Origin of the sequence: Rodentibacter trehalosifermentans (assembly GCF_002000545.1) — a bacterium.
Classification (GTDB): domain Bacteria; phylum Pseudomonadota; class Gammaproteobacteria; order Enterobacterales; family Pasteurellaceae; genus Rodentibacter; species Rodentibacter trehalosifermentans.
Window position 1 is genome coordinate 1 of sequence record NZ_MLHL01000056.1, and the last position, 19,537, is coordinate 19,537.

At 41.2% G+C, this 19,537-nt stretch carries 15 protein-coding genes; all 15 read right to left on the reverse strand.

What is annotated here, in order from left to right; all coding sequences use genetic code 11:
• Nucleotides 1-248: 248 nt before the first annotated feature.
• A complete protein-coding gene (locus BKK52_RS09680) occupies nucleotides 249-1,406 on the reverse strand; it encodes a chorismate mutase (protein WP_077421576.1) in 1,158 nt (385 codons plus the stop codon).
• 8 nt (nucleotides 1,407-1,414) lie between these two features.
• Complete coding sequence (ushA, locus tag BKK52_RS09685) at nucleotides 1,415-3,064, reverse strand: bifunctional UDP-sugar hydrolase/5'-nucleotidase UshA (protein WP_077421577.1); 1,650 nt, start codon at nucleotides 3,062-3,064, stop codon at nucleotides 1,415-1,417.
• Between the two features lie 96 nt (nucleotides 3,065-3,160).
• Nucleotides 3,161-4,078, reverse strand: coding sequence for a UDP-3-O-acyl-N-acetylglucosamine deacetylase (gene lpxC / locus BKK52_RS09690; RefSeq protein WP_077421578.1), 918 nt, complete (start codon nucleotides 4,076-4,078; stop codon nucleotides 3,161-3,163).
• Nucleotides 4,079-4,116: 38 nt separating this feature from the next.
• Nucleotides 4,117-5,409 carry a cell division protein FtsZ gene (gene ftsZ, locus BKK52_RS09695; protein WP_077421579.1) on the reverse strand — a complete coding sequence of 431 codons (1,293 nt, stop codon included), beginning with the start codon at nucleotides 5,407-5,409 and terminating at the stop codon, nucleotides 4,117-4,119.
• Between the two features lie 83 nt (nucleotides 5,410-5,492).
• Nucleotides 5,493-6,767: a cell division protein FtsA gene (ftsA, locus tag BKK52_RS09700; protein WP_077421580.1), complete on the reverse strand. Its 1,275-nt coding sequence runs from the start codon at nucleotides 6,765-6,767 to the stop codon at nucleotides 5,493-5,495.
• Between the two features lie 23 nt (nucleotides 6,768-6,790).
• On the reverse strand, nucleotides 6,791-7,555 hold the full coding sequence (locus BKK52_RS09705) for a cell division protein FtsQ/DivIB (protein WP_077421581.1): 765 nt from the start codon (nucleotides 7,553-7,555) through the stop codon (nucleotides 6,791-6,793).
• Entirely contained in the window at nucleotides 7,555-8,475 is a 921-nt protein-coding gene (locus tag BKK52_RS09710) for a D-alanine--D-alanine ligase (RefSeq protein ID WP_077421582.1), read from the reverse strand. Before BKK52_RS09710 ends, BKK52_RS09705 begins: the two co-directional genes overlap by 1 nt.
• A 69-nt stretch (nucleotides 8,476-8,544) precedes the next feature.
• A complete protein-coding gene (gene murC / locus BKK52_RS09715) occupies nucleotides 8,545-9,972 on the reverse strand; it encodes a UDP-N-acetylmuramate--L-alanine ligase (protein WP_077421583.1) in 1,428 nt (475 codons plus the stop codon).
• Nucleotides 9,973-10,067: 95 nt separating this feature from the next.
• The gene (gene murG, locus BKK52_RS09720; RefSeq protein WP_077421584.1) at nucleotides 10,068-11,126 is read right to left on the reverse strand and encodes an undecaprenyldiphospho-muramoylpentapeptide beta-N-acetylglucosaminyltransferase; all 1,059 of its coding nucleotides are present in this window, start codon (nucleotides 11,124-11,126) and stop codon (nucleotides 10,068-10,070) included.
• Between the two features lie 8 nt (nucleotides 11,127-11,134).
• Entirely contained in the window at nucleotides 11,135-12,319 is a 1,185-nt protein-coding gene (gene ftsW, locus BKK52_RS09725; RefSeq protein ID WP_077474433.1) for a putative lipid II flippase FtsW, read from the reverse strand.
• Between the two features lie 11 nt (nucleotides 12,320-12,330).
• Nucleotides 12,331-13,644: a UDP-N-acetylmuramoyl-L-alanine--D-glutamate ligase gene (gene murD / locus BKK52_RS09730; RefSeq protein WP_077478583.1), complete on the reverse strand. Its 1,314-nt coding sequence runs from the start codon at nucleotides 13,642-13,644 to the stop codon at nucleotides 12,331-12,333.
• 85 nt (nucleotides 13,645-13,729) lie between these two features.
• On the reverse strand, nucleotides 13,730-14,812 hold the full coding sequence (gene mraY, locus BKK52_RS09735) for a phospho-N-acetylmuramoyl-pentapeptide-transferase (protein WP_077421587.1): 1,083 nt from the start codon (nucleotides 14,810-14,812) through the stop codon (nucleotides 13,730-13,732).
• On the reverse strand, nucleotides 14,806-16,179 hold the full coding sequence (gene murF / locus BKK52_RS09740; RefSeq protein WP_077421588.1) for a UDP-N-acetylmuramoyl-tripeptide--D-alanyl-D-alanine ligase: 1,374 nt from the start codon (nucleotides 16,177-16,179) through the stop codon (nucleotides 14,806-14,808). Before murF ends, mraY begins: the two co-directional genes overlap by 7 nt.
• A 17-nt stretch (nucleotides 16,180-16,196) precedes the next feature.
• Nucleotides 16,197-17,666 (reverse strand): UDP-N-acetylmuramoyl-L-alanyl-D-glutamate--2,6-diaminopimelate ligase, encoded by a 1,470-nt coding sequence (gene murE / locus BKK52_RS09745; protein WP_077421589.1) that lies wholly within the window; start codon nucleotides 17,664-17,666, stop codon nucleotides 16,197-16,199.
• A gap of 9 nt (nucleotides 17,667-17,675) precedes the next feature.
• The gene (gene ftsI / locus BKK52_RS09750) at nucleotides 17,676-19,514 is read right to left on the reverse strand and encodes a peptidoglycan glycosyltransferase FtsI (RefSeq protein WP_077478584.1); all 1,839 of its coding nucleotides are present in this window, start codon (nucleotides 19,512-19,514) and stop codon (nucleotides 17,676-17,678) included.
• Nucleotides 19,515-19,537: the final 23 nt, after the last annotated feature.

Sequence of the window (19,537 nt, forward strand, 5' to 3'; positions counted from 1 at the left end):
TGTTATCAGGTTGTACCAAATCCGTAGGATTTTCGGAGGGAGAGGGGAATAGGCGATATCACTGTAAAGCAGCACCTTCCCCTCTATCTGACGGAAATTGCCGAACGCAATTTCCGTCGTCTCTCTCCCGCAAGCGGGCGAGAGGAAAGCATTATTATATTAATTAGAGTAAATTCACCCTGTCTTTTACTGAAATAATGATTTTGTGCGTTTTCTACATCATACCATTTTTATGACCGCACTTTTCTCTAAGGATTCACCGGTTTTACAATCTCACTTGGATAGCAACCTAAGATTTTTAGGTAATGACTATAATCTTTCAATTCTTCCAAAGCTTTTTGTACTTCCGGATGGTGAATATTCGCCTCGATTTCTAAATAAAACATTTCTTCCCAAGGCTTGCCATAAATCGGGCGGGATTCAAGCTTTGTCATATTAATTTGGTATTTTTTGAAGACTAAAAGGGCATCAACTAAAGCCCCCGCTTTTTGTGGCGTTGTCATTAGCAATAAGGTTTTTGTCGGAATCTGTGGTGAGACTTCACGAGGTGTTTTTGCGATAACAATAAAACGGGTAATGTTATTTTCTTGGTTGGCAATGTTATTTTTTAACACCGTTAATCCATAGAGCTTGCCCCCGTCTTCATTTCCAAGTGCTGCAATATTGGGCTTATTTAAACTGGAAACCAACTGCATGGCGTGCGAACTACTTTCGCAATACTCAATATGAACACGATCTAAACTTTGAATAAATTGGCTACATTGCTGAATCACTTGTGGGTGACTATACAAGGTATCAATTTGGCTTAAATCCTTTGTGCCATTGACTAAAACGCAATGTTTAATCGGATAAGCAAGCTCACCAATGAGGGATAAATCCGTATGCTGAAGCAGATCATAAACTTCATTAATCGCACCTGAGGTGGTATTTTCTAGAGGAAGAATACCCACATCGGCTTCACCGTTTTTCACTTTTTCAAAAACTTGATCAAATGATTGACAACCTAATTCGACAAACTGTTTTTGGTAGCGAGCGGCATAATTGCGTGCCGCTAAATTAGAATAAGACCCCCGTTTTCCTAAAAAGGCAATATGCAAATTTTGGGCGCGTTGCTCATTTAATTTATTTTGTAAATAAACTTGCTGCGTTAATACAGAATCTTCAATGATCTTTTGGAAAATAGCCGTAATGTATTGGGGTTCAAGCTGATAGTTTTCATTCTCCGCAAAGCGGACGAGATCTTGTAAAAGCGTTTGCTCACGTTTTTCATCGCGTAAGGATTTTTGTGTAATTTCTTTACTTCTTACGACATCAAAAGCCAAACGATGACGTTCAGAGAGTAACTTTAAAAGGTTCCGATCAATCTGTGTAATGAGTTGTCGAATTTCTGATAATTCTAAAGCCATATTTGTCCTTATTTAAAAATGACTGCATCTTTAGGATCATATTTCGATGCATCAAGTGGGGCTTTTTGTGAATGTTTCCAAATATATTTGGCTAAAACTTCCGCATCAATAAAACCGGTATTTAAGAAAGTCGGATTCGTTGTTACCACCGGATAACCATCGCCTCCTGCGGCGTTATAGCTTGGCATAGAAACACGATAGGTTTTATTAAGATCTAATGGCTTACCTTGAATTTTCACCTCTTCAACTTTTTTGGCTTCTTTATTCACGACCATCGTAATACCGGAATATTGTGCATAAGCACCGGAATCCACTTCTTTTAGTGCCACCACGTTCAAATAATCAATCAACGCTTTGCCGGTTAAATCCACATAGCTCACAATATTACCAAATGGATGAACCTTAAGAATATCACGGTAGGTCACTTTGCCCGGTTGGATAGAATCCCGAATGCCTCCGGAATTCATAATGCCAATATCTGCCCCGGCACGTTCACGTTGCGCCTCAGCAATGAGATGACCGAGATTGGTTTGTTGGAAACGAATAATATTACGATCGCCTTCTAACTTACCTTTTAATTCGCCTAACTCCCGACCTAATAATTCATCGCCTTTATTTTGATAGACTTTTAACAAACCTTCCATTTCCGGATCTTGTGGGATTTCTTCACCGTAAGTGACATATTCGGTTTTGCCGTCTTCTTTTGTCACTTTTTTCTTCAAGTTCACAGGGATTAACTCATAATGGCGTAGTGTTAATTCACCATTTTTAAATTCAAAATCCGCACGTCCCACATATTTTCCCCACTCGTAAGCCTGCATGATCCAAGTGCCGTTTTGGAAATCCGGTTTACAAGGTTGGGTCGGTTTATAATCTTTGATCCACACGCCTTTTTCATCAACACATACCGGATCGTGGCTGTGTCCGCCAACAATCATATCAAATGCCCCTTTATCGAGATTACGGGCAAGAGAAACATCTCCCGGTGCATTGGAGCCATACTGTGCATCATAATAGTAGCCCATATGGGTTAAGGCAATTTTTACATCCGGTTTTTCCTGTTCGTTTAGGGCTTTCAATGTTTCTCTTGCCAATTCTGTTGGATCTTTAAAAAGCACATTGCCCGTATATTCCGGGTTGCCTAATTTGGCTGTATCTTCCGTAGTTAATCCAACGACAGCAATTTTTAAGCCTTGTTTGTCTAAAACAATGTAAGGTTTAACCAGTGGTTGATTGGTTTTTTTATTAAATACGTTGGCAGATAAGAAAGGAAATTTAGCCCAAGACTCTTGCATCGCAAGCATTTGTAAGGGGTTATCAAATTCGTGGTTACCTAATACCGTTGCTTCATAGCCCATTGCATTCATCGCTTGGATATCCGGTTCGGCATTTTGCATATCCGATTCCGGTACTCCGGTATTAAAATCCCCTGCATTTAATAAAATTACCGAGCCGCCTTTCTTCTCCACTTCGGCTTTTACTCGATTAATAATCGTTTTTTGTGCTGGGAAACCATACTCGCCTTTGCTATTTGGCCAGAAGTGTCCGTGGGTATCATTAGTGTGAAGCACAGTGAAGTGATAGGTTTTATCTTGCTCATATGCCATCGCCGTAGAAGTTGCAAGAACTAAAGGCAAAAAAGTAAATAATCTTTTCATAAAAAACTCATCCTAAATTGACCGCTCTTTTCAAAGCAAAACAATAAAAAAGCTATACTTCTTTGCAGAAATATAGCTCTTTCAATAAAAAAACCATTAAATTAATACTTGAGTAGGAACAACATAGCCTTGTGGAACTTGTTCTTTATCTTCAAAAGTCACAAACTCCCAGGCTTCTTGATTTGCAAGTACTGCACGCAATAACTTGTTATTTAATCCATGACCGGATTTATAAGCTTTAAAATCACCAATAATGTTATAACCAGCCATATAAAGATCACCGATGGCATCTAACATTTTATGACGAACCAATTCATCTTTAAAGCGTAAACCTTCTTCGTTCAAAATGCGGTAGTCATCTAACACAATAGCATTATCCAAACTACCACCTAATGCTAAACCTTGTGATTGAAGATATTCAATATCTTTCATAAAACCAAAAGTTCTTGCTCGACTAATTTGGTGAACAAAGGCTTGGGTAGAAAAATCCATCATATAGTTACGCACGTTTTTACCAATCGCAGGATGTTCAAAATCAATGGTAAAATCTAATCGGAAACCGTTATAAGGTTTAAATTCCGCCCACTTATCACCCTCCTCTACCCGTACTTTTTGCTTGATACGAATAAATTTTTTCGGTGCGTTTTGTTCTTCAATACCGGCATCTAAGAGCAAGTAAATGAATGGGCTGGCACTACCGTCCATGATCGGAATTTCAGGTGCATCCACTTCAATAATAATATTATCAATACCAAGCCCTGCTAATGCAGCATTTAAATGCTCAACAGTGGAAACCCGTACGCCTTGTTCATTAATAAGGGCGGTACAAAGCATCGTGTCACGCACTGATTCCGCATTTGCCGGAAAAGTGACCGGCGGATTTAAGTCCGTACGGCAATAGATCACACCAGTATTCGGCATCGCAGGACGTAAAGTTAAAGTTACTTTTTTACCACTATGCAAGCCTACGCCTGTCACCTTAATGCTTTGTTTTAATGTTCTTTGTTTAACCATAATTTTTACCTTATTGTTTTACAACAAGATCTCATTTGCTATTTATCGTTTTGATCCATCATTTTTGGATCAAATTTTTGAAAAGAAGATAAACGTTCAGTAATCGGTCTTTCCAATTCGCTACGATATTCTTTTGGCTGTTGAACCGGCTCTTGGGAATAAGGACGAATCGGATCAGCCCGATCAGACGGATTGAATCGAGTAATTGTTTGCTCCTGTGTTCTTAATGAAATAGGCTGAGGACTCTCATCCGGATGATGTAAAGGTGTTTTTTTAACCTGAATTGTCTCATTTGGTGCAATTTCCCCTAACCCTGTCGCTACAATAGTCACGCGAATTTCATCGCTCATTTCCGGCACCAATGTTGTACCAACAACGATAGTTGCATCTTCTGATGCAAAACTATGAATCGTATCGCCCACAACATTAAATTCATCAAAGGCAATATCAAAGCCCCCGGTAATGTTGATGAGGATACCTTTAGCATTTGTTAAATCAACTTTTTCCAATAAATCGTTACGAACAGCAATTCTCGCCGCTTCTTCTGCTCTTCCCTCACCCGGCGCACCTTTTGCCGAACCGAAACCTATCATTGCTTGGCCCATTTCAGACATCACGGTTCGCACATCGGCAAAGTCGACGTTAATCATTCCCGGAGAGGTAATCATATCGGAAATACCCATCACAGAGTTGCGTAATACATCATTTGCGGCAGCAAAGGCATCAATTAATGTTGCATTTTTAGGGAGAACTTTTTGAATTTGTTGGTTTGGAATAATGATCATTGAGTCAACGTATTGTGCGAGATCTTTAATCCCCAACTCGGCGAACTGCATACGTTTTTTGCCTTCAAAGACAAAAGGTTTAGTCACTACAGCAACAGTCAAGATACCTAATTCTTTTGCAATTTTCGCTACAACCGGTGCGGCCCCAGTACCAGTACCGCCACCCATACCGGCAGCGATGAAAACCATATCTGCCCCTTCAAGCATTTTACGGATTTCTTCTTGATCATCTTCAGCCGCTTTACGCCCTACATTCGGATTGGCACCTGCTCCAAGACCTTTTGTGGTAGCACCGCCAATCTGTACGGTTTGCTGAACTTGGCTTTTACGCAATGCTTGTGCATCAGTATTTACGGCATAGAAAATAATTTTCCCATGCTCTTCACTGTCAAACGAATTTTCCCCAAGAAAAGTCCCACCGATGTCTTGCTTAATCATATTAGCAACCATATGGTTAACAGCGTTACCACCGCCACCACCAACACCGACGACTTTAATCAGTGCGCCTGATTGTTCTTCAAAATCACCGTAATCTGGGTATAACATTTGTGTTCTCCGTTCCGCTAATACTCTGCTAGCGCATTAATAAAAGTTAAATTTTCCGTATTGTAGATGAAAAATCAAAATAATCAAAATTCTGACCGCACTTTATTTGCAATTTTTTTAATCCAAGACCAGGTTGCACCTAGAAAATTGCCTTCAGAATGATCACTGCCGATAAGTTCATCATCGCTGTTGCTATGGCTGTATTGTAATAGCCCCACGACAGTTGAATATTGCGGACGATTAACATAATCGGTTAATCCCGTAATATTTAACGGACTACCAATTCTCACCTGACAACCAAAAACATCCATCGCACATTCTTTTAGATCTTCAATTTGTGCACCGCCACCGGTGATCACCACACCGGCAATTAATTCAAACTTAATATGTTTTCGCTCTAAATCTGATTTTAATTTATCTAATTCGTCTTTCACAACGCCAAGAAGTTCCGTATAACGTGCTGAAGTGATTAAAGATAAATCATTTTTTGTTAAAGAGCGGGGAGCTCGGCCTCCAATACCTGCCACTTCAATTTTTTTATCACCATGTAAACGTACCGGATATCTTGCACTGGCGTAGTTCACTTTTATCCGCTCGGCTTCCGCACGGGAAATCGTACAAGCATGGGCAATATCATTGGTCACAAGGTTTCCGGCATAAGGAATGACTTTACTAAAACGTAACGCCCCGTTAGTAAACACCATAACATTCATAGTGCCGGCACCAAAATCAACCAAGCAGACACCAAGATCTTTTTCATCTTCCGTTAGAACCGAATGAGTCGCCGCAAAACCGGAAAACACCACTTTATCCACTTGCAAGCCACAACGTTCAACTGCTTTTTTCAAATTATTTTGCCAATCTTGATGACAAGCAATTAAATGAACCTGAGCATTTAAACGAACGCCTTGTAAACCAAGAGGATTTTTTATATTTAATTGGCGATCGACAGCATATTCCTGTGGAATCACGTGTAATAAAGAAACGCCTTCAGGTAATTTAATTGTACTTGCATTGTATAAGGCGGAATCAATTTCATCTTGAGTTACTTCGCTTTCGCCAATCGGCACAAATCCGTTTTCATTTAAACTTTGGATATGTTCACCGGTAATCGCTAAAGTCACGCTCATAATTTGACAATCAGCCATTGATTCTGCCGCCTCAATGGCTCGATGAATTGAATTTACTACGGCATCTAAATCCGTAATGCTACCACGATCAATTCCTTTTGAAGGGCAACTTCCCACACCAAGCACATTGACCACGCCATCGGGTAGCACTTCCCCCACAACAGCAACCACTTTTGATGTGCCGACTTCAAGCCCAACAATTGCCTTTGTTTCTACTATTTTTGCCATTTCTTTATTACACCCACTGAATTTTATTTATCGACCATTCCGACTGCCGCTCCCGAAGTATAGCGTAAATCCACATAATCAATTCGCTTATTTTCCGGGACTTCAATTTGCGGATAAATTGTCACAAAGCGCTCCAATTTATTTTTCCATGTACCCCGTCCAAGCTTCAGCACAATATCATTATCAAGAGTCACTTGCCAAGCACCTCGGTCATCAATTGTCACACCTTTTACATTTAAATTTTTGGCTTTAAAATCCGCATAGATTTGGTTCCAAGCCTCAAGCACCTTTAAACTTTGGTAATCGGGACCGCCTAAATAGGGCAATGTTTTATTTTTTAGGCGTTCCATAGGTAATTGGAAAACCGTTCCCTCTTTCGTCAAGAATTCTGTTTTATTCCAAACCGCTACCGGAATATATTCCGTCAACCAAATACTTAAACGGTTTGGCCAAATTTTACGAACCACGGCTCCTTTTACCCAAGGTAGTGTTTCCAACTGTTCTTGGATTAATTTAACATCTTGTCCCCAAAAACCTTTCAAGGTTCCCATTTTAAGTAGCACATCTTGTACATCGGCATAATCGGTGAATTCGTTTTTTCCCACTAAGGCGTAGGCTGTAATTGGCTTAGAATCAAATTGATCCAACCAACTTTGCCAATTTGAATAAACAAAATACCCGGTTCCGACACACAATAATACAATCAACAAACGAAGTTGTATGAGATATTTAAAAGTTGATTCACCATATCGAACATTTGATGTACTTTTGCGTTTCAGTACATTCATTATGCACTCAGCTCCAAAATTTTTACTACGAGTTGCTCAAAAGAAATTCCCACCGTCGCTGCTGATTTTGGAAATAAGCTATGGCTGGTCATGCCCGGATTGGTATTAACTTCGACCAAACGAAAATCTCCTTTAGCATCACACATCACATCAATACGGCTCCAACCACGACAACCTACCGCCTCATAAGCACGTTTTACCAATAAAGCCAGCTCCTGTTCACGTTCTGGTGTCAGCCCCGCAGGACAGAAATACTGCGTGCTATCAGAAACGTATTTTGCTTCATAATCGTAAAACTCCCCTTCCGGTACAATACGCACTGCCGGTAACACTTGATTATCCAATACTGGCACGGTCAATTCATCACCGGCAAGCCATTCTTCAATCAAAATCGTATTATCAAATTTAAGCGCAAATTCAACCGCACTTTTCAGTTCTTCCACGGCATTGACTTTGGTAAGACCTACACTTGAACCTTCCAAAGAGGGTTTAACCATTAACGGCAAACCCAATTTTGCCACAATTGCTTGTGAATCTAATTGAGCGAAGGTTTCACGAGTCACCACCTCCATCTCAGCCACCGGCAAACCAAAAGCTTTCCACAACATTTTTGTACGCATTTTATCCATGGTTAACGCAGATGCCATCACACCGCAACCGGTGTAAGGTAAACCGATTTGTTCCAATAATCCCTGCATTGTGCCGTCTTCACCGCCCCGACCATGCAAAATATTAAATACTCGGTCAAAACCGTCTTCTTTGAGATTTGCCACGTGATATTCTTTCGGATCAATAGGGTGGGCATTATAACCTTGTGCAATAAGTGCCTCTAACACCGCTTTCCCTGAATTTAACGAAACCTCACGCTCCGCAGAAGTTCCCCCCAATAACACGGCAATTTTTTCTTGTTTTAAATTCATTTTTTTATCCTTTATCACTCTCTTTATGACGTTTGATTTTATACTATTAGTGGCAATTTTTGTCTTAGATTAATTTTTCCAGGACTCCGCTAAAGTTCTAGAAATTTTACTCACACTGCCCGCCCCTTGTGCCAATACCAAATCACCGTCTTGAATAATTTGATCAAGCACATCACCTAATTGTGTAGTATCAGACACTAAAATCGGATCCACTTTTCCCAAATTGCGGATTGAACGACAAAGGGCTTTACTATCCGCTCCAACAATCGGTGCTTCACCGGCAGCATAAACATCCAACATAATCAGTGCATCCACTTGTGAAAGCACCTGAACAAAATCATCAAATAAATCGCGCGTGCGGGAATAGCGGTGCGGTTGGAAAATCATAATCACACGTTTGCCTTCCCAACCTTCACGGGCGGCTTTAATGGTTACGCCCACTTCTGTCGGATGATGACCATAATCATCTACCAAACGCACTTTTCCGTTCGGACGAATAAACTCGCCCAGTTGATCAAAACGGCGCCCCGCTCCTTGGAAATCCGCAAGTGCAGCTAAAATTGCTTCATTTTCAATGCCTTCTTCTTTTGCTACCGCCAATGCCGCTGTTGCATTTAAGGCATTATGTTTACCCGGTACATTTAACAACACATTAATTCGTTCACCATTCGGGCAAATCACCGTGTAATGCCCTTGGAAACCTGTCTGTTCGTAATCTTCTATACAATAGTCTGCCTGCTCACTAAAACCATAGGTGATCACTTGTCGCCCGACTTGCGGGGCAAGTTCCATCAACACGGGATCATCGGCGCACATCACCGCTAAACCGTAAAAAGGTAAATTATGGAGAAACTTCACATAAGTGGCTTTCATTTTTTCAAAGTCGCCTTCATAAGTATCCATATGATCCGGCTCCATATTCGTCACAACGGATACCATAGGCTGCAAATGTAAGAAAGAAGCATCACTTTCATCCGCTTCCGCAATCAAATAACGGCTTGCACCGAGATGAGCATTTTTTCCCGCTGATTTCACTAATCCGCCATTAACGAATGTCGGATCTAATTTTGCTTGGGTATAAATCATGGAAATCATCGCCGTGGTTGTTGTTTTCCCATGAGTCCCGGCAATCGCAATGCCATGACGAAAACGCATAATTTCCGCCAACATCTGTGCGCGCTGAATCACCGGGATACGGTTCTGTTTTGCAGCAACAAGCTCAGGGTTATCATCGCGAATAGCACTGGATACCACCACCACGCTCGCTCCTTCAATATTTTCAGCACAATGTCCGATAAAAACCTTCGCTCCTGCCTGTGCGAGGTGCTGTGTCACCGCACCGTCCGCAATATCCGAACCGGAAATCCGATAACCTTCGTTTAGCAAAATTTCGGCAATGCCGCTCATACCTGCACCGCCAATACCGATAAAATGAATTTGCTGAACCCGGCGCATCTCCGGAATGATTTTTCTAATTTCCTCGTGAGAATGTTTCATCTTGTTTTCTTTTTCCTTTAACTCTTTAGAAAATTTCCGACCATTCTAAAAGTGCGGTCAAAAATTCCAAAATTTTTTACATGAGTTTTTTTACATTATTTTGCATTTTCAATAATCACATCCGCAACACGTTGTGCAGCAAATGGGGTAGCCATCGCTTTGGCTTTTATTGCCATTGCTAAAAGATCATCCCGAGTAAAATGTTGTAAATAATCAATTAAAATACCCGGTGTCAGATCAGCCTGTTCTACAATTTTAGCCGCCCCAACATCTGCGAGGTATTTCGCATTAAGATATTGTTGCTTGTCTTTATGTTGAAAAGGAACGAAAATTGCCGCCGCCCCTATCGCCGCCAATTCACATACCGTTAAGGCACCAGAACGACAAATCACTACATCTGCCCAAGCATAGGCTTCCGCCATATCGTCAATAAATTCGGTAATGTTTACTTGAGCGGCATTTTCGCCATAAAGAGCAATCACATTTTCGACATTCCCTTTCCCCACTTGATGGCGAACCTTTAATTTATTCGAAAGTTGTGCCACTACTTTAGGTAGTGTTTCGTTTAACACCTTCGCCCCTTGGCTGCCTCCCACCACCAGTACTCTCAATTTTTCATCACGTCCGGCAAAACGCACTTGCGGTGTCGGCATAGAAAATAAATCCTGACGAACGGGATTCCCTACCACTTCGGCATCTAAAAAGGCTTTTGGGAAACCTTGCAATACACGGGTCGCAATCTTCGCCAACCATTTATTGGTTAAACCGGCAATGGCATTTTGTTCATGTAAAATAATAGGCACGCCACAAAGTTTTGCCGCCACACCACCCGGACCGGAAACATAACCGCCCATGCCGAGCACCGCCTCCGGCTTTTCTTCTTGAATAATTTTTTTTGCCTGAAGAACTGCCCGTAAAATCGCATAAGGTGCGGTAAGGAGTGCTTTAATGCCCTTACCTCGAAGACCTGAAATTTGAATAAAACGAATAGGGATACCATATTGAGGAACAAGTTGGGCTTCCATCCTATCTTTGGTGCCTAACCAACATATCTCCCATCCCTGTTTTTGTAATTTTTGTGCCACCGCAATGGCAGGGAAAATATGACCGCCTGTCCCTCCGGCCATTACTAATAATTTTTTCTGTTTATTCATTGTTATTCCTAATCATCACGCAAACGTGCCTGCCCACCCCGTTGTAAACGATTTTCGTGGTCAATGCGAAGCAAAATACCAATGGTTGCCGACATAATAATAATACTTGAGCCCCCATAACTCACTAAGGGAAACGTCAATCCTTTGGTCGGTAACATTCCTAATGCCATACCTAAATTGACAAAACCTTGGAAGAAAATCCAAAATCCGATACCAAAGGCAAAAAATCCTCGGAAACGTTGTTCTAATTGTAAAGACTCACGTCCGATTTTGAGTGTTCGGAAAACTAATAGTCCGAGTAAAAACACGACGACGAAAATTCCGATAAAACCGAACTCTTCACCAATAATCGCCATAATAAAATCCGTATGCGCTTCCGGTAAGTAATCTAATTTTTGAATGGAATTGCCTAAACCTTCACCGGTAATTTCGCCCCGACCAAATGCCATCAGGGAGTTGGTAAGCTGAAATCCCGTACCATAAGGATCTTTGAAGGGTTCTAAGAAACCGGTAAAACGTTTTAAACGATAGGAGGCTGAAATAACTAACCAAAAAAGCAATAATGCCCCAGTTCCTATCAACGCAACAAATTGCCAAAAATTTGCGCCAACGATAAAGAGCATACCAAAAGTGATAATAAACAACACAACGGTACTACCCAGATCCGGCTGATACAATAAAAATGCCCCCATCACCCCCATCACAATGAAAGGTTTAAAAGCACTCAGTTTATTTGACCGCACTTCATCATAACGGCGGGTGAAATAGCTGGCTAAAAAGCAAGTCAGTGCCAATTTTGCAAATTCTGCCGGTTGGAAATTCATTACCCCAAGGGAAATCCAACGTTTTGCCCCGTTTACCGAAGAACCGACAATTAATACGGCAATTAATAACGCAATGGCGAGAAAGAAAAGTTTGGCATGCCATTTTTCCCATTTTGCCGTGGAAATTTGCATAGTGAAATAGCACGTCAGAAGAGAAAGAAAAACGTAAAGTGCATCACGTTTTGCAAAATAAAACGCATCATTAAATAATCTTGAACTGTAAGGAATAGAAGCCGATGTCACAGCAATCAAACCGATGATTAATAAAGTAACAAAGAGCAAGAATAACGCACGATCATAGAGTAATCCTTGAGGCGTAATTCTTATCCAATTTTCAAGATTCTGTTTAATTTTCCGAAAAAATTCCATGGTTTTATTGATTAACTTAATTTTGCTAAACGGGTAAATTCTTCACCGCGTTTTTCAAAGGAAGCGAACTGATCAAGGCTTGCACAAGCAGGAGACAATAATACAATATCGCCATCTTTTAAGGTCGGACGTAAACATTCTACCGCTTGTTCCATGGTGTCAAATAAACGGCTTTGTGATGAAAGTTTTGCCAATAATGCACCGTCCCGACCAAAACAATAGCAAATAATATTCGGTTGATTTATCAAGGTTGCCAATTCCGAAAAATCAGCCCCTTTACCATCTCCACCCAGTAACAGATGCAATTTACCCTCCACAAATAAACCGGTCAGTGCGGCAACGGTACTGCCAACGTTCGTTGCTTTAGAATCATTGATCCAACGCACTCCATTTGCTTGATGGACAAGTTGAAAACGGTGATCCAAACCTTTAAATTGACGAAGTGCGGTGCGAATTGCCGCTAAATTTATGCCTACCGATTGTGCCAATGCCACCGCAGCAAGAATATTCATATAATTATGCCGCCCCACAAGCCCCGCTTCTTCACAAGGTAAAATAACCTCATCTTTCGCCATTAAATATTGTTTACCATTTTCGGTTTTCAGCCAATAATCCGCATTATGCTCGGCGAAAGACAAAATCTGTTTTGCTCGATTCTTCCCCTCCCCAAAAGTCAGTGGATCTTCATTATTCACCACAGCAACAGCAGCATTTCGATAAATACGCAATTTGGCTTGACGATATTCTTCTAAATTTTCATAACGATCCATATGATCTTCCGTCACATTCAGCACCGTTGCGGCGGCGGCTTTTAAACTCTGCGTAGTTTCCAACTGGAAACTGGATAATTCCAACACATAGAGATCATAGCCACCTTCCAATAACGACAGAGCAGGAATGCCGATATTTCCGCCCATTGCCACTTTTATCCCCGCTGCTTTTGCCATTTCGTACACCAGTGTCGTCACCGTGCTTTTACCGTTTGAACCGGTAATCGCCACAATCGGTTTCGTAGCAGCACGGCAGAATAATTCAATATCCCCCATCACTTCCACGCCTTTGGAAAGTGCGGTCTGAATTTCCGCTGTTTTTATCGAAAGCCCCGGACTGATGATAATAATATCGCTTTCATTTAACCACTGTTGATTTAAACTGCCTGTATGGAGAGAGATATTTTTAGGGAGTTTATCCACACCTGCTGGTTTTTCTCGGGTATCAATTACGCGAATATTCGCCTGTTGGGATTGAAGATAATCAATACAGGATAATCCTGTTTTCCCCAACCCGATAATCGTCACGATTTTATTTTGATATGAAATTGCCATTTTATTTTTCGTTCGTTTTTATTATTTGAAAATTCATAAAAAACAGACCGCTCTTTCAGCATCTGAAAGAGCGAATCCTAATTTTTTAGCGTAATTTTAACGTTACTAATCCCATTAACACCAGCATCAAGGAAATAATCCAAAATCTTATAATTACTCTCGGTTCCGGCCAACCTTTCAATTCAAAGTGGTGGTGAATGGGTGCCATTCGGAAAATTCGTTGCTTACGCAATTTGTAAGAGCCCACTTGTAAAATCACTGAAAGGGCCTCAACCACAAAAACCCCACCCATAATCACTAATAAAAACTCTTGACGAACCAAAATGGCGACAACACCTAAAGCCCCACCTAGCGCCAATGAGCCCACATCCCCCATAAACACTTGTGCAGGATAAGTATTAAACCAGAGAAAACCTAATCCTGCGCCCACAATAGCCGTACAAAATACCACCACTTCGGAGCTATACTTAATATAAGGAATATGCAAATACTCGGCAAAATTCACATTTCCAGTCGCCCATGCAATTAAGGCAAAAGCACCGGCGACCAAGGCGGTCGGCATAATCGCCAAGCCATCCAATCCATCTGTTAAATTGACGGCATTCCCTGTCCCCACAATCACAAAATAGGATAACACGATATAAAAAAGCCCTAATTGAGGCATAATATCTTTAAAGAACGGTACAACCAAACGGGTGGCATCCGTGCCTTGCCCCAACCAGTAAAGCCAAATAATCGCCACCAACGCTACAACGGACATCCAAAAATATTTCCAACGGGCAATTAAACCATCGGTATTTTTTCGGGTAATTTTACGATAATCATCCACAAAACCAATTGCACCATAGCCAAACAAAACAAATAAGCAAACCCAAATATAAGGATTGGCTAAATTCGCCCAAAGCAACGTGCTAACGCCGATGGAGAAAAGAATCATCACTCCGCCCATCGTTGGTGTGCCTTTTTTGGCAAAATGGCTTTCAGGTCCGTCATTACGCACCTCTTGGCCGAATTTTAAAATCTGTAAGCGTTTAATCACCTTAGGTCCAATCCAAAGGGAAATAAAAAGTGCGGTCAATAACGCAAGAATTGCACGCACCGTAATGTATGAAATCGCATTAAACGCCGTTTCATAACGAACAAGAAATTCAGCAAGCCAAACTAACATTTAATTTTATCCTTTAATGAATAAATCACATCTTCCATTTTCATTGAACGGGAACCCTTCCCTAGCACCACGACAGATTGATTATTTTCTATTTTTTCTTCAATAATCGGAATAAGAAAATCCACTATCTCTTCTTTGTTGGTGAAATGTTTTCCTAAAACCGCTTCAGAAATGACCGCACTTTCACTACCAAAAGAACAAACCAAATCCAACTTTGCCGTTTTAGCGTATTGCCCTACTTCACGGTGAATTTCAAGGGAATTTTCCCCTAATTCTTTCATATCTCCCACACACAAAATGCGAAAAGCAGAATAATTTTTAAGCACATCAATTGCCGCACATAAAGAATCCTGATTGGCATTATAGGTATCATCCAATAGAAGCAACTTGTCATTCACCCGAATCGGAAACAAACGCCCTTTTACCTGAGAACGTTGCTCTAATCCCTTTTTCACGTCCGCCAAACTCGCCCCCACATTCATTGCAAGTGCCGTTGCGGCTAAGGCATTTTTTACATTATGTTCACCTAAATAGGGTAAATGAATATCTATTTTTCCCTGTGGCGAAACCAAAGTAAAAGTGGAACCTTGTTTATGATATTGGATATTTTCAGCGTAAAAATCCTTTCCGTTAAAATATTGAATCGAATGTTTGCCAATTTCTTTTTGCCAAATATCAAGATGATTATGTTCCGCATTGATAATTGCGATGCCATCGGTCGTTAAACCTCGATAAATTTCGCCTTTTGCTTGAACAACACCTGCTAAAGAACCAAAACCTTCCAAATGAGCCGGGGCGATATTATTGATTAACGCCACATCAGGCTGAGCAAGCATCGTGGTATAAGCAATTTCACCTTGATGATTCGCACCAAGCTCAATCACAGCAAAACGGTGTTTTTCCTCTAAACGCAATAAAGTTAGCGGCACACCGACATCATTGTTAAAATTCCCGTGCGTAAAAAGCACTGCCTCGGGGTTCCCTGCGGTATGTTGCAAAATGCCCGCTGTCATTTCTTTTACCGTAGTTTTACCGGAAGAGCCTGTCATCGCTACGGTATGGGGATTAATTTTTTCACGCAACCACCGCCCCAACTGCCCCAATGCCAAACGGGTATCTTTAACCACAAGTTGAGGAAGAGAAATATCTACATTCGCTTGTTGAACAACCAAAGCAACAGCACCTTGCGCCACTGCTTGGTGAAGATATTGATGGGCATCGAATTTCTCACCTTTTAAGGCAAAAAAAACGTGATTGGGAACGAATAAACGGGTATCTGTATTAATATTTTCAACAATCACAGCCCCATCACCGATTAATTCGGCATTTAGCAGCTGAGCCAGTTGTTGCGTGGTTAAATTAATCATAGCTAAATCAAATAAATTTATCGGCTTAAATAAGCGATTGCCGTTTCTTGATCTGAAAAATGCAAAGTTTCGTGACCAACAATATGATAATCTTCATGCCCTTTCCCTGCAATGAGGATAAGATCATCTTCACCAGCCCCTTCAATGGCAAATTCAATGGCTTGTTCACGATCAGAAATAAGACCCACATTGTCCATACGACTAAAGCCCGCCACAATATCCGCCTCAATTTTATCGGGATCCTCCGTACGTGGATTATCGGTAGTAACAATAACCCTATCCGCAAATTGCTCTGCGACTTTTGCCATTAACGGACGTTTGCCCACATCACGATCACCACCACAACCAAAAACACACCAAACTCTGCCGGTACAATGTTGGCGGGCTGCAATGAGAGCTTTTTCCAAAGCATCCGGTGTATGTGCATAATCAACAATAACAGCCGGTTTTCCGTTTACTTTAATCATTTCCATTCTTCCACAAACTCCTTTTAATTTGGAAACATGGGTTGTTAAATCATCTAATGAATAACCTAACGCTAATAATGTTGCCATTACCAATAGTAAATTACTCACATTAAACGCCCCTATTAATGGGCTATGCAGCGCACCGTTTCCCCAAGTGGAGGCAAAATCAATGATTGCACCTTCTTGGGTAAACCGTACCGATGTAGCTTTTAGCCATTTTTCTCTGCTTGGATGAAAATTTACATCAGTACTCACCGCAATACTATTTGGTAACTCATTTAACCACAAAGCCCCCACCGGATCATCTGCATTAATAATTTTCAGATCAGGTTTTAACTCAAAGAACAAGCGTTCTTTAGCTTGAGCATAGTTTTCCATCGTGCCGTGATAATCTAAATGATCACGACTTAAATTAGTAAAAATTGCAGCTTTAAAATCTAATGCGTCCACACGGTGTTGAACCAAACCGTGAGAAGAGACTTCAATTGCGGCAAAATCCGCCCCATTATCAACAAACGAAGCAAGTGAAGATTGAATTTCAATAGGCGAACCTGTGGTATTTTTAGCCTCAACAAGTTGCCCCAACAAACCGTTTCCAATTGTTCCCATCACCGCAGGTTTATTCCCTAACTGTTGAACCCACTGCGCTAACAGTTGGGAAATGGTAGTTTTTCCATTGGTACCGGTTACACCAACAAGCGTTAATTTTTTAGAAGGTGAATCATAAAATTTATCGGCAATTTCGGACAGGTTTGCCGACAGTCCATAGTAATAAACCACCGGTGTTTGATGTTGGTAGGTGAGAGATAAATGCTTGCCTTCATCTTCTGTTTCTGCAACAACCGCACTCGCGCCGGCTAAAATGGCTTGTTCAATAAAACGGGTCGCATCAATTTGATGTCCTTTTATTGCCACAAACAAATCGCCGTTTTTTACCTTTCGACTGTCTAAAACCAACGCATTAATCTCAACTTCAGTTGAGTGTGGCGGTAAATCAAAAAGTGCGGTTAATTTTTTCATTGTTTTTCCTTAATTCACTCGCTCTGTCTGACCTTGTTCAACTTGACGAGGGGTCAGACGAACGGTACGTTTTGCCGTTTTATCGCTCGGCTGTGCATCCGGTGCAATCCCATTTGCACGCAACGCATAACCCATAATACTTGAGAATACCGGCGCAGATACAGCGCCCCCATAATATTGTCCCGCTTTTGGATCGTTAATTAAAATGACTAAGGCATAACGCGGATCACTAATTGGAGCAACACCGGCAGTAAATGCAACATATTTATTTACATAGCGACCATTTTCAATTTTGCGTGCTGTACCGGTTTTTACACCAACACGATAACCTTCCACCATGGCACGCTTATTTTTAATCGCCACTTTTTCGAGCATATTCACAATTTCTTTTGTAGTTTTCTCAGAGAAAACACGTTGACCAATTACAGGAGGATCCACTTTCGTAATAGAAAGCGGACGATAAATACCGAAACTTCCTAAAGTCGCATAGGCACGTGCCATTTGTAGAGGGGTTGCGGTAATACCATAACCATAAGCTACAGTCGCACGATCAATATCCGCCCAACGTTTACGATTGGCATTGAGCACACCGGCTTGTTCTCCGACTAATCCCAAATCCGTGGCTTTTCCTAAGCCTGCGGCCTGGTAGGTATCCATTAATGCACTTGGCGGCATACGCAATGCAAGACGGCTTACCCCACGGTTACTGGAATTAATTAAAATTTCGTCTAAAGTTTGCTGAGGACGAGGGGCAACATCCACAATTTCTTTACCGCTAACAGTAAAAGAACCCGTGTTAATTACTTCATTACGTTGTGCAACACCACGCTGAAGTGCGGTCAAAACGACAAAAGGTTTTACTGTCGAACCCGGTTCAAACACATCGGTAATCGCACGGTTACGCATTAACTCTGCTTTCACCCCCACACGATTATTCGGGTTATAAGAAGGGGCATTTGCCATCGCCAGCACTTCACCGGTACGAACATCCACAAGTACCGCAGTACCGGATTCCGCTTTATTCTCTGCCACCGCTTTTTTGATTTCACGATAGACCATTGACTGTAATTTTTCGTCAATACTCAATGTCACATCTTGCGCATCGTATTTTTTCTGATCTGCAATATGTTCAACTACGTTACCCCGTTTATCTTTACGAACCAAACGGGCGCCGTCTTTTCCCACCAGCATTGAATTAAAACTTTTTTCAATGCCTTCAATACCATTACCATCAATATCCGTATAACCAATGAGATGGGCAGTTTCTTCTACTCGAGGATAAAAACGTCTTGGTTCATTTTCTAAGCTAATACCTTTAATTTTAAGCTCTCGAACATATTGTGCTTTGCCGGCTTCCACTTGACGGGCTAAATATAAAAAACCGGATTTTGGATTTTTCTCAATTTTTTTGACAAGATCGTTATAGCTGATGTCCAGCACCTCTGCGAGGGCTTTAATACGTTCTTTATCGTTCAGCGAGCCTTCTTTAAGAATATGTTTTGGATCGGCCACCACCGCACTCATAGGTACGCTAACCGATAATAATTGACCATTACGATCTAAAATTGAACCACGAACAGAAAGAATTTCATCTTTACGCAAAGAACGTTTGTCCGCTTCGCCTGAAAGGATATCGGCATTAATAGATTGAACATACCCTGCACGGGCAACCAATGCCGCCAAACCTAAGAAAATAGCACTTGTCGCAATAATATAACGCCCACGCAAAAAACACTTTTCAAATACCATTTTAGGCTTATTAGCTTTGACTGCCGCCGTAGAAGTGGTCAATTTTCTGATCGTCTTTTTAGACTTATTTGATTTTTTTGGCGAATTAAACCGAACCATTTGCGCTTATCCTATTCCAACTA